At 61.7% G+C, this 12789-nt stretch carries 8 protein-coding genes; 6 read left to right on the top strand and 2 right to left on the bottom strand.

What is annotated here, in order from left to right; translation table 11 throughout:
- Positions 1-5: 5 nt before the first annotated feature.
- From REH59_RS14365 to REH59_RS14350, 4 genes are all read left to right on the top strand, one after another.
- Positions 6-3185, top strand: a complete 3180-nt coding sequence (locus REH59_RS14365) for an efflux RND transporter permease subunit (RefSeq protein ID WP_014861765.1) — start codon at positions 6-8, stop codon at positions 3183-3185.
- Positions 3182-4597, top strand: coding sequence for an efflux transporter outer membrane subunit (locus REH59_RS14360; protein WP_003253851.1), 1416 nt, complete (start codon positions 3182-3184; stop codon positions 4595-4597). The genes REH59_RS14365 and REH59_RS14360 overlap by 4 nt, the downstream gene beginning before the upstream one ends.
- Positions 4598-4820: 223 nt before the next feature.
- Positions 4821-5876 carry a HEAT repeat domain-containing protein gene (locus tag REH59_RS14355; protein ID WP_004576565.1) on the top strand — a complete coding sequence of 352 codons (1056 nt, stop codon included), beginning with the start codon at positions 4821-4823 and terminating at the stop codon, positions 5874-5876.
- Positions 5877-5954: 78 nt separating this feature from the next.
- Positions 5955-7571 (top strand): response regulator, encoded by a 1617-nt coding sequence (locus tag REH59_RS14350; RefSeq protein ID WP_014859088.1) that lies wholly within the window; start codon positions 5955-5957, stop codon positions 7569-7571.
- A 6-nt stretch (positions 7572-7577) separates the two neighbouring features.
- Here REH59_RS14350 and REH59_RS14345 read toward each other — a convergent pair whose 3' ends face one another.
- Entirely contained in the window at positions 7578-9641 is a 2064-nt protein-coding gene (locus REH59_RS14345; protein WP_128573552.1) for a hybrid sensor histidine kinase/response regulator, read from the bottom strand.
- 193 nt (positions 9642-9834) lie between these two features.
- Here REH59_RS14345 and REH59_RS14340 point away from each other — a divergent pair, with 193 nt between their 5' ends.
- Both REH59_RS14340 and REH59_RS14335 read left to right on the top strand, forming a co-directional pair.
- Positions 9835-10521: a type 1 glutamine amidotransferase domain-containing protein gene (locus tag REH59_RS14340; protein ID WP_014859086.1), complete on the top strand. Its 687-nt coding sequence runs from the start codon at positions 9835-9837 to the stop codon at positions 10519-10521.
- Positions 10522-10650: 129 nt separating this feature from the next.
- Positions 10651-11457, top strand: a complete 807-nt coding sequence (locus REH59_RS14335; RefSeq protein WP_003253863.1) for a CSS-motif domain-containing protein — start codon at positions 10651-10653, stop codon at positions 11455-11457.
- Between the two features lie 23 nt (positions 11458-11480).
- Here the strand turns inward: REH59_RS14335 and hppD are convergent, their stop codons facing one another.
- Positions 11481-12557, bottom strand: a complete 1077-nt coding sequence (gene hppD, locus REH59_RS14330; RefSeq protein WP_003253865.1) for a 4-hydroxyphenylpyruvate dioxygenase — start codon at positions 12555-12557, stop codon at positions 11481-11483.
- Between the last annotated feature and the right edge of the window lie 232 nt (positions 12558-12789).

Below are 12789 nucleotides of genomic sequence, written 5' to 3'. Positions count from 1 at the left end.
TACCGATGAACTTCTCGAAATTCTTCATTACCCGGCCGATCTTCGCCGCGGTGCTGTCGCTGGTGCTGCTGATCGCGGGTTCTATCTCGCTGTTCCAGCTGCCGATCAGCGAATACCCCGAAGTGGTGCCGCCCACCGTGGTGGTGCGCGCCAACTTCCCCGGCGCCAACCCCAAGGTCATCGGCGAAACCGTTGCCGCGCCGCTGGAGCAGGCCATTACCGGTGTCGAGAACATGCTGTACATGTCCTCCCAGTCCACTGCGGACGGCAAGCTGACGCTGACCATCACCTTCGCCCTGGGTACCGACCTGGACAACGCCCAGGTGCAGGTGCAGAACCGCGTCACCCGCACCCAGCCCAAGCTGCCCGAGGAAGTGACCCGTATCGGTATCACCGTCGACAAGGCCTCGCCTGACCTGACCATGGTCGTGCACCTGACCTCGCCGGACAACCGCTACGACATGCTCTATCTGTCCAACTACGCCATCCTCAACATCAAGGACGAGCTGGCGCGTCTGGGCGGCGTAGGCGATGTGCAGCTGTTTGGCATGGGCGACTACTCGCTGCGCGTCTGGCTGGACCCGAACAAGACCGCTTCGCGCAACCTGACGGCCAGTGATGTGGTCGCGGCAATCCGCGAGCAGAACCGCCAGGTGGCCGCCGGCCAGCTGGGCGCGCCGCCTGCCCCAGGCTCGACCAGCTTCCAACTGTCGATCAATACCCAAGGCCGTCTGGTCAACGAGGAAGAATTCGAGAACATCATCATCCGCGCCGGTGCCGATGGCGAGATCACCCGCCTGAAAGACATCGCCCGGGTTGAACTCGGCTCCAGCCAGTACGCCCTGCGCTCACTGCTGAACAACCAGCCGGCGGTGGCCATCCCGATTTTCCAGCGCCCAGGCTCCAACGCCATCGAGATCTCGGACGAAGTGCGGGCGAAAATGGCCGAGCTGAAAAAGGACTTCCCGGAGGGGATGGACTACAGCATCGTCTATGACCCGACCATCTTCGTGCGCGGCTCCATCGAAGCAGTGGTGCACACCCTGTTCGAAGCCCTGGTGCTGGTGGTGCTGGTGGTGATCCTGTTCCTGCAGACCTGGCGCGCCTCGATCATCCCGCTGCTGGCGGTGCCGGTCTCGCTGATCGGTACCTTCGCGGTCATGCACCTGTTCGGTTTTTCACTCAACGCGCTGTCGTTATTCGGGCTGGTGCTCGCCATCGGTATCGTGGTGGACGATGCCATCGTCGTGGTGGAGAACGTCGAACGTAACATCGGGCTGGGCCTGAAGCCGCTGGAAGCCACGCAAAAAGCCATGAGCGAAGTGACCGGGCCGATCATCGCCACCGCCCTGGTGCTGTGCGCGGTGTTCGTACCTGCAGCGTTCATTTCCGGCCTGACCGGGCAGTTCTACAAGCAGTTCGCCTTGACCATCGCCATCTCGACCGTCATTTCGGCGTTCAACTCGCTGACCCTGTCGCCAGCCTTGGCCGCGGTGCTGCTCAAGGACCATCACGCACCCAAGGACCGTTTCTCGCGGTTCCTCGACAAGCTGCTGAGCAGCTGGCTGTTCTCCCCTTTCAACCGGTTCTTCGACCGGGCCAGCCACAGCTACGTCGGTGGCGTGCGCCGGGTCATCCGCTCCAGCGGCATCGCCCTGTTCGTGTATGCCGGCCTGATGGGCCTGACCTACCTCGGCTTCTCGTCCACGCCGACCGGTTTCGTGCCGGCCCAGGACAAGCAGTACCTGGTGGCCTTCGCCCAACTGCCGGACGCGGCCAGCCTCGACCGTACCGAAGCGGTGATCAAGCGCATGAGCGAAATCGCCCTCAAGCAGCCTGGCGTGGCCGACTCGGTAGCCTTCCCGGGCCTGTCGATCAACGGTTTCACCAACAGCCCTAACAGCGGCATCGTGTTCACCCCGCTCAAGCCATTCGATGAGCGCAAGGACCCGAGCCAGTCAGCGGCGGCCATCGCAGCCGCGCTGAATGCCCAGTTCGCCGACATCCAGGACGCCTACATCGCCATCTTCCCACCGCCGCCGGTACAGGGCCTGGGCACGATTGGCGGCTTCCGTCTGCAAATCGAAGACCGTGGCAACCTGGGTTACGAAGCGCTGTACAAGGAAACCCAGAACATCATCGCCAAGAGCCACAATGTCCCAGAGCTGGCAGGCCTGTTCACCAGCTACCAGGTCAACGTGCCGCAAGTCGATGCCGCCATCGACCGGGAAAAGGCCAAGACCCACGGTGTGGCGATTACCGACATCTTCGACACCCTGCAGGTTTACCTGGGCTCGCTGTACACCAACGACTTCAACCGCTTTGGCCGCACTTACCAGGTCAACGTCCAGGCCGAGCAGCAGTTCCGCCTTGATGCCGAGCAGATCGGCCAACTGAAAGTGCGCAACAACCTTGGTGAGATGATCCCGCTGGCGACCTTCCTCAAGGTCAGCGACACCTCCGGGCCGGACCGGGTCATGCACTACAACGGCTTCATCACTGCCGAGATCAACGGCGCTGCTGCCCCGGGCTACAGCTCTGGTCAGGCGGAAGCTGCGATCGAGAAGCTGCTGAAAGAGGAACTGCCCAACGGCATGACCTTCGAGTGGACCGACCTGACCTACCAGCAGATCCTCTCGGGCAATACCGCATTGCTGGTGTTCCCGCTGTGCGTACTGCTGGCGTTCCTGGTGCTGGCCGCCCAGTACGAAAGCTGGAGCCTGCCGCTGGCGGTAATCCTGATCGTGCCGATGACCCTGCTGTCGGCCATCACCGGTGTGATCGTCTCGGGTGGCGACAACAACATCTTCACCCAGATCGGCCTGATCGTACTGGTGGGCCTGGCGTGCAAGAACGCGATCCTGATCGTCGAGTTCGCCAAGGACGAACAGGCCAAGGGCCTCGACCCGCTGGCTGCAGTGCTGGAAGCCTGCCGCCTGCGTCTGCGGCCGATCCTGATGACCTCGATCGCCTTCATCATGGGTGTGGTGCCCCTGGTGTTCAGCTCCGGTGCAGGTTCGGAAATGCGCCATGCCATGGGGGTGGCGGTGTTCTCGGGGATGATCGGCGTAACGGTGTTCGGCCTGTTCCTGACCCCGGTGTTCTTCTTCCTGATCCGCCGTTTCGTCGAGCGTCGCCAGGCCCGCAAGGCTGAACACGCTCAAGTGCTGGAGAACCACGCATGAACCTGCTCAAACCCTTGACCCCAAGCCTGCTGGCACTGGCCTTGGCGGCCTGTGCGGTAGGCCCGGACTATCAGGCGCCAGCCACCGAACCTGCTCAACTTGGCAGCGATGTGCAGGCCAAGGCCTACGACCGTAGCCGCTTCGAGAGCCTGTGGTGGAAGCAGTTCGACGACCCGGTGCTGAACCAGCTGGTGCAGGCTTCGCTGGACGGCAACCGTGACTTGCGCGTGGCTTTCGCCCGCCTGAAGTCTGCCCGCTCGATCCGCGAAGACGCCGAAAACGACCCGTTCCCGGTGGTCACCAGCCGTGCCAGCAGCGATCTCGGCAAAGGCCAGATCCCCGGCCAGACCACCGAGCGGGTGAACAGCGAGCGCTACGACCTGGGCCTGGACATGGCCTGGGAGCTTGACCTGTTCGGGCGCATCCAGCGCCAGATCGAAGCCAGCGAAGCCCAGGAAGCGGTAGCCGCCGCCGACCTGCAACAGCTGCAGGTCAGCCTGATCGCCGAGCTGGTGGATGCTTATGGGCAGCTGCGTGGCGCGCAATTGCGCGAGAAAATCGCCCTGGCCAACCTCAAGACCCAGCAGGAATCGCGCACCATCACCGAAACCCTGCGCGATGCCGGCGTGGGCAACGACCTCGACGTGGTGCGTGCCGATGCCCGCCTGGCCGGGGTCGAAGCCACCGTGCCGCAACTGCAAGCCGAACAGGCACGGGCGCGGCATCGCATCGCCACCCTGCTCGGCCAGCGCCCTGACGCGCTCAGCGTAGACCTGTCGCCCAAGGCCCTGCCGGCCATCGCCAAGGCGCTGCCGGTCGGTGACCCGGGTGAGCTGTTGCGCCGCCGCCCGGACATCCGCAGCGCCGAGCGCCAACTGGCGGCCGCCACCGCCAACGTTGGCGTGGCCACCGCCGACCTGTTCCCGCGCGTCAGCCTTAGTGGCTTCCTCGGCTTTACCGCCGCCCGCGGCTCGCAGATCGGCTCTTCGGCGGCAAACGCCTGGGCACTGGGCCCGAGCATTACCTGGGCGGCCTTCGACCTGGGCAGCGTGCGGGCCCGCCTGCGTGGCGCCAAGGCCGATGCCGAAGGGGCTCTGGCCAACTACGAACAGCAGGTGCTGCTGGCGCTTGAAGAGTCGGCCAACGCCTTCAGCGATTACGACAAGACCCAGCAGCGTCTGCTGTCGCTGATGCGCCAGAGCGACGCCAGCCGCAAGGCTGCAGAACTGGCCTCGATTCGCTATCGCGAGGGTACCGTGGACTACCTGGTACTGCTCGATGCCGAACGTGAGCGGCTAAGTGCTGAAGATGCACAAGCTCAGGGTGAAGTCGACCTTTATCGCGGCATCGTCTCGATCTACAAGGCCCTGGGTGGCGGCTGGCAACCGGAGACAGTGGCCAGCGCACACTGATTCCACTGCTCAACGACTCCTTTGGTTGGCTCCTCCCCCAACCGTTTGCCCCGCAGGCCTTGGCCCGCGGGGCTTTTTTATGTTTGCCATCGTATTCACCCCAATACGCAGTGCATGGAATGCCACCTCAGGCCTGGCGCCTGGCGAGCGGCGTGCCCGGTTCGGTTGCATTTACCCCCCGGCTGGCCCAAGCTCTGCCCTTCCCGCCGCCACGGATCGTCCGATGCCCAGACGCAACCGCTACCTGATCGCCCTGCTGTTGTCGATTCTGGTATCGGCCCTGTTCGGCTACCTGTGGCGCGACGCCCCGCCAACCCCGCCGACCTTGCCAGCACACAGCTACGCCAAGGCGCTGCGCCAGGCCCACGATGGCCAGCCCGGTGCCGCACGGGTGCTGTACCAGCAATTGCAACGTAACGACCTGCCTGCGATCCGCCGTGCGGCGCTCTACGATGAGTTGCCCAACTACCCCTCGCCGCAGGCATTGAAACTGGCCCGCCAGGACCTGGAAAATGCCGAGCCGCTGGTGCGTCGAGCGGCCATTGCCAGTATCCGCCGCCTGCTACCGCCAGCGCAGCGCAGCCTGGTACTCGGCCCGCTGCTGGACGACAGTGAGCAAAGCGTGCGTTTTGCCGCCGTGGATGCCCTGCTGGGCCTCGATCCCGACGCCATCGGCCTCTATTTCGGCCCCCTGCAGTCAGCCCTGGAGCAATACCAGCAAGCCCTGGAGCAACAGCCTGAAGATGCCGACGCCCAAGTGCACCTGGCGCGCCTGTACCTGCACGAAAACGACTACACGCAGGCCGCTGCGGCCTTGCAACGTGCGCTCGCGGTTGCCCCCGGCAACCTCGATGCCCTGGCAACTCAGGTACGCCTGCTCGAGCGCCAGGGCCACCACGACGCCTCCCGCCAGGTGCTGGGCAAAGCCCTGGCGCTGAGCCCCGACTCGGCCTTTCTGCAGTATGAGCTAGGGCTTTGGCTGAAGCGCCACGAACAGCACGAGTATGCCTTGCTGGCCCTGTCCCGCGCCGTGGAACTGGACCCGGACAACGCCGATTACCGCTATACCCTGGCGGTCACTCTGCATGAGCTGGACCAGCCCGACGCCGCCCAGAAGCAACTGGAAACCGTGCTCAATCGCCAGCCAGCCAATCGCCGGGTACGGGTGCTGCTGATCCAGTACTGGAAAGAGTCCGGCCAACTGCAGAACGTGCAAGTTTCGCTCGCCGAGCTGGAGCGCCAGAACCCGGACGACCCTGCGCTGCAACAGGGCCTGTAGGCAGTGCCTGAATTCAGTTGAACCCTGAGCCTGCGCCAGGGTCCAGTGGGTATCAGGCCACCCTAAAGGAGAGTCGTTTTGGCCAGTTCGTTGGCGCTGGATGAACGTGCCTTGATCCTCGCACCGCCACAACTGGCGGCGGATACCTCACGTCTGTTGACTTCCGCCGGCATCAACAGCCTCTGCGCGGTCGACCTGGCCAACCTGCAGGCGCGTCTGGCCGAAGGCGCAGGCTTGGCGATTATTGCCGAGCAAGTGTTCAGCCAAGGCCCAAGCGCCTTGCTGCAGGCATTCATCGACCAGCAACCGAGCTGGTCGGATTTGCCCATTGTGCTGCTGACCCAGAGCGCCTGGTCGGCCGCTGGCGTGAGTCATCATCCGGTGGGCAATCTGCTATGGCTGGGCGCGCCCTACGAAAATGCCCAGTTACTGCACATGACCCGGTCCGCGCTGCGCAACCGCCGGCGACAGTACGTTACACGTGATGAACTCTATGGTATGCAGCAGCGCCTGGACAGCCGGCCTTCAACGCCGGAAGAAGAGCAGGACCGCGGTGAATTCGCCCGCTGCCAGGCACGCAAGATGGAGGCCATCGGCCAACTGGCCGGCGGCGTCGCTCATGACTTCAACAACCTGCTCACCAGCATCAGCGGCAGCTTCGAACTCATCCAGCGGCGGCTGCGCCAAGGCCGCGGCGAGGGACTGGATGGCGTTCTGTGCATGGGCCGCGAGGCCGTTTCACGCGCCGCCCGCCTGACCCACCGCCTGCTTGCCTTCTCTTCCCGCCAATCGCTGCACAGCCAACGTATAGACCTGCCTACCTTGCTCAAGACAGAACGCCTGGAAGCTTGCCTGAGCCCGTCAATAACCCTGCAAGTGCACGCGGCCAAAGACCTGTGGCCCGTGGAGGCGGATGACCAGCAGTTGCAAGAGGCCCTCGACAACCTGCTGCTCAATGCCAGCGAGGCCATGCCCAACGGTGGCCTGCTACGCATCGAGGCGAACAATCATCACATCGCCACCGAGCAAGCTGCGGACGGCGCTTTGCGCACTGGCGACTATGTGCGCCTGCGAATCATCGACAGCGGCCAAGGCATGGCGCAAAGCACGCTGGAGCACGCCTTCGAACCCTTCTTCAGCACCAAGGCGACCGGCCAGGGCATTGGCCTGGGGTTGTCGATGGTGTACGGCTTCAGCAAGCAGTCCCATGGGCATATCACCCTCAGCAGCGAGATTGGCCAGGGAACCCAGGTGGAGCTGTATTTGCCACGCCATGTCGACCAGGCCCTGCCATCCAGCAAGCCTGTGCCGGCCAGACAAGACGGCTGCAGCCGACACGTGCTGATTGTCGAGGACGATCCCCATGTGCGCCAACTGCTTTGCCAGGCACTGGGCGAAAACGGCTTCCCCTGCCAAAGCGCAGCCGACGCCAACGAGGGACTGAAGGTGCTGCGCTCGGCACAACCGGTGGATTTGCTGATCACCGATGTGGGCTTGCCCGGCATGAACGGCCGGCAACTGGCAGAAATTGCCCGCAGCCTGCGGCCACAATTACCGGTGCTGTTCATCACTGGCTACGCGGAAACGGCCATGGCCCGCGAAGGCTTCCTGGGCGCAGGCATGCAGCTGATCTGCAAGCCGTTCGAGTTGCAGCAGTTACAGACGCGAGTGGCACAGATTCTAGGCAAGCCTTGAAGCGCCTTACACGTCAAGCATGCGTAGCGCCTCATCGGCAAGCAGCGCCAGCGAAAACGGCTTGTTCAACAATGCCGTGCCCGGCTGATCGAGCAATTGCGGTTCAATGGACTGATCCGCATATCCGGTAATAAACAGAATTTTCTGCTGTGCAAGCTGCATGCGCATGGCCTTGGCCACTTGCCGGCCACTGAACCCACCCGGCAAGCCGATATCGGTGATGACCAGATCGAAAGGGCCGCCATGGCGAAAGCGCTCCAGTGCACTATTGGCATCGCCCACATCCGTGACGTCAAAACCACGCTCAGTCAGGTATTCACGCATGACCGCGCGCAGATCAAGCTCGTCATCCACCAGCAGCAGGCGCTCGCCCCGGGCCATGCGCTGCGACAGCAGTACCGGCGCGGGCTCATCCGGAACCGGCTCATGGCACCTGGGGAAAAGCATGGAAACCCTGGTGCCCTGCTCCGGCGCCGACTCGATCCAGGCATACCCGCCCGACTGACGGACGAAGCCATACACCATCGACAGACCCAGCCCCGCCCCACGCCCGAGAGGTTTGGTTGTGTAAAACGGTTCAAAAGCCCTGGCGATATCCACCACTGCCATGCCATGGCCATCATCCTCGACATGCAACGCCACATAGTCGCCTGGCGGCAAGCCACTTTCATCCGGGAAAAACGCAGTCAGCCGTTCGTTGACGCTGCTGATGGTGACATTCCCTTGTTCCAGGCACGCTTCACGCGCATTGGCACACAAGTTGATCAAGGCATTCTCGAGCTGGGGCACGTCCAGGCTCACTGCCCAAGGTGCAACGTCCAGTTGCCAGTGCAAACGCATCTCTGCCCCCAACGCCTGCAGCAACAGGGGTTCGCTCAAACGTAACTGCCGCTTGAAGTCCAGTGGCCGAGGGACCAATGGCTGATGGCGGGAAAATGCGATCAACCGATGGGTCAGGTCCATGGCCCGCTGCACCGCGTCGCGCGCAACGTCCACGTAGGCCTCCACACGTTCCAGCCGCCCCTCCTGCAGGCGCCGCTGCAGCAGTTCGAGGCTGCCACCAATACCGGACAGCAAGTTGTTCATTTCATGGCCCATGCCGCCTGCCAACTGGCCAACCACCTCCATACGCTCGCTGTTGTGCATCAGCATCTCCGCCTGACGCGCAGCCTCTTCACGGTCTGCGGTGATGTCGCGGCCAACCGCAGTCAGCAGGCTGCCGTCAAACCGCGCACTCCAACGAAACCAGTGGTAGTGACCATCACGGTGTCGCAGGCGGATCTCCAACTGCTCCGCGTGGCTGCATTGCAGCAGCTCGGACACTGCCAATTGCACTTCGGCACGCTCTGTCGGGTGCACCAGCTGCATCACCGACTTCGCCTGCACTTGTTCTTCTGTCCAGCCCAGAATGCGGTACCAGGCCGGGTTGGCAGCATGCAGTTTCAATTCAGGGGTGAGCATCATCATCGCTTCGCGCGACAGCAACCAGAACTGCTCTCGCTCGGCCACATGCTGCTCAACCTGGCGTTCAAAGCTCTGCACCTGCTCACGCCAATGGCGGTGGGCCTCGACGCTGGCCGTGGTCTCGATCACCGTATGCAGAAACCCCGCCACATTACCGAGTTCGTCGTGCAGGGGGGCATAACCGAATGCGCACCATAGTGGTTCGGCGCCTTCACTGCGGACGATACGCAGGGGTGGGTCCTCGACAAAATTCGAGTGGCCTTCCAGTGCCTTGAACACCCAGGGTCCCACTGCAGGCCAGATATCACTCCACAGGGTATCGAACGCCATGCCCAGCGCATCCGGTAATGCCCGCAACGCACGGTAGCCATCGTTATGCACCACACACAGGTCCGCCCCCCAGACCACCGCACATGGGAAAGGTGACAAATGCATCATGTCCACGGCTATGCGCAACGAAGCCGGCCAGCGCGACAATGGCCCAAGCGAGGTACGCCACCAGTCGAACTGGGCTATCCGCTCCCCCATCGGCGCGATCAATGGCAAAACAGGCGACTGCAGGATGACCTGCGACGCAGGCTCGCGTGGCGTACCGTTTGCGACCAATACCGTGACTCCAGCAATGCTAAGGGTTGACCACAGCGCCGCCAAGCCTGGCAGGCTCGCCTGTGGATTTGTTCAAATTAGCACAGCATGTCCCGCACACCATGGCGCACTTGCAGGTGGCAGCTATGCTATTTAGGTTTTCCCTCGGGCCAGGGAGCACCGGCCCATTCAGGTTGGCGACGGGAGCAGGGTCATGAGCAAGAAAATTTTGGTGGTGTTGACCAATACAGCGAAGTATCCAACCCTCAAACGGGCGACCGGGTTGTGGCTGGGTGAAGCCGTTCACTTTGTCGAGAAAGTCGAAAAGGCCGGCTACACCGTCGACTATGTCAGCCCACAGGGCGGTTACGTTCCCGTCGACCCGAAAAGCCTGCATATGGCCCCTGACCTGGACTGGCAGTGGTACGACGACAAGCGCTTCATGACGCGCCTGGGCAGTACCTTGGCCCCAGGGCAGGTGAAGGCCGATGAATACAGCGTCATCTATTACACCGGTGGCCATGGGGTGATGTATGACTTCGCGGAAAACCAGGCTCTGCAAGAACTGGCACGCAAAATCTACGAAAAAGGTGGCATTGTCGCAGCAGTCTGTCACGGCGTTGTCGGCCTGCTGAACATCAAGCTGAGTAACAACTGCCTGCTCCTCAAAGACCGCAAGGTGACCGGCTTTTCCAACATAGAGGAAAAACTGGTCGAATTGAACGACGTAGTGCCTTTCTTGACGGAGATCGAGCTTGTAGGTCGCGGCGGTGATTACAGCAAACATGATGAGCCGTGGAAGCCGTACGTGGTCGACGATGATAGGCTGATCACCGGGCAGAACCCCGCTTCTACCGCCATGCTGGCCGAGGCAGTGCTGAAAAAACTCAAGGGCAGTTAGCTACATCAAGGCGCTCGATTTCCTACCGCTTCAACTGCAGCCGGACTACAGCAGCCCGGTCAGCAAATACATAGGCTCAGGGCTCAGCTGTTCACCACGGACAGTTTCAGAGCGGAGAACTATTAGCCTATGTCGAAAATCATGCACGCGGGGCGCAGCATGGTGGAGCTGCTGCTGCTCATTGCAGTGGCGCTGGTGCCTGTGGTTTCCGGTTTGCTGGTGATGGCTTTCCAGCTGGAAGCGAAACTTGCGGAAAACGCCAGCATTTCCGTTCAGGAGGCGGTTTTCAGCGTCGACAATGCACTGGACAGAATGCACGAGACGGCCCTGCGCACCCTGCCATTTGCAGGGGAATCTTGCGATAACGTCAAAAGTGCCTTGCAGGACCAGGTTGCCATTCGCTCAATGGTCAGGTCGCTGACCTTGCTCAAAGACAATCAACCCTACTGCAGCACGGCTTCAGGTTCGCTGGAGCATTATTCATCCTTCGCGTCGTCCGGCCAGCGAGTCGCACTGTCCTACGGCCCTCCTGATACGCGTCAGAAGCTGCTGGTCGACTTTCACCAGAAGGGCAAAAGCAATAGCGTAATCGTCACCGCCTATGCCATGCAGATTCGCAACGAGCTGGATGGCTTTCTGGATGGGCTGACACTGCTGGTCGAATTTGGCGACCGCTACATATGGAGCAACGGTGACAGCCGTGACCTTGAGCGCCCTTCACAGTCCGAGTTCTTTACAAGCGCAATGTCGGCCAAGTATGGATACACGGTCAAAGGTGGCTACCCAGAGGGTTTCACCGCTCAGGAAATCCGCCAGTCGGTGCTGCAGATCGTCCCCTCGCTGATGCTGGTGGGGATCGTGACCGGCTCGATCGTCTACCTGGCCCTGTTCAGGGCACGTGCAAACAGACGGGGTACCGCCGCCGAACGAACATGACGACGACGGTACTCCAGGGGCGATCAGTCTGTGCTCAGCACGCCACGGCGTACCTGGTCACGTTCGATGGATTCGAACAGCGCCTTGAAGTTGCCCTCACCGAAGCCATCGTCACCTTTGCGCTGGATGAACTCGAAGAAGACCGGGCCAAGCAGGGTTTCCGAGAAAATCTGCAGCAGCAGGCGCTTGTCTTCGGGCTGCGAGGCGCCATCGAGCAGGATGCCACGCGCTTGCAGTTGGTCGACCGGCTCACCATGGCCAGGCAGGCGCTCTTCCAGCATTTCGTAGTAGGTTTGCGGTGGCGCGGTCATGAAGCGCATGCCCAGCCCCTTCAGGGCATCCCAGGTCTTGAGCAGGTCATCGGTCAGGAAGGCCACGTGCTGGATACCTTCACCGTTGAACTGCATCAGGAACTCTTCGATCTGCCCTGCGCCCTTGGACGACTCTTCGTTGAGCGGGATGCGGATCATGCCATCAGGCGCAGTCATGGCCTTGGAGGTGAGGCCGGTGTATTCGCCCTTGATGTCGAAGTAGCGGATTTCACGGAAGTTGAACAGCTTCTCGTAGAACCCGGCCCAGTAGGCCATGCGCCCACGGTAGACGTTATGGGTGAGGTGGTCGATGATTTTCAGGCCAGCACCCACCGGGTTGCGATCCACGCCTTCGATGAAGTTGAAATCGATGTCGTAGATCGAACTGCCTTCCTCGAAGCGGTCGATCAGGTAGAGCGGTGCCCCCCCGATACCCTTGATCGCAGGCAGGCGCAATTCCATCGGGCCGGTTTCGATTTCTACCGGCTGGGCGCCCAGTTCCAGGGCGCGGGCATAAGCCTCATGGGCATTGCGCACGCGAAAGGCCATGCCACATACCGACGGGCCGTGTTCAGCGGCGAAGTACGAGGCGATGCTTTTGGGTTCATTGTTCAGGATCAGGTTGATGCCACCCTGGCGATACAGGTGCACATCCTTGGAGCGGTGGGTGGCCACTTTGGTGAAACCCAGTATCTGGAATACAGGCTCAAGTACGCCAGGGGTCGGCGAAGCCAGTTCGATGAACTCGAAGCCCATCAGGCCCATTGGATTGTCGAAGATATCAGCCATGTTCGTGTCCTCATCTGCTGCGAAAATTATAGATTGCGTAGGATGTGGAACAGAAACGGCGGTGAGCACGGGATACCGCGCACGCTGCGGGCGAGGAAGTCACCTATGATCAGCTTGAACCCATGGTATGTCATATGGACCCATTCTCGGCGGGCTTGATCCTTCGGAGGTGAAGGACCTTATTGTTGTATTCGTAAATCGATTCTACATTGCGTAAAATGGTTTGTCGCGT

Origin of the sequence: Pseudomonas sp. BO3-4 (genome assembly GCF_034044115.1) — a bacterium.
In the GTDB taxonomy this organism is placed as follows: domain Bacteria; phylum Pseudomonadota; class Gammaproteobacteria; order Pseudomonadales; family Pseudomonadaceae; genus Aquipseudomonas; species Aquipseudomonas alloputida.
Note: the sequence above shows the minus strand (reverse complement) of the source record. Positions and strands in the feature narration are given on the sequence as shown.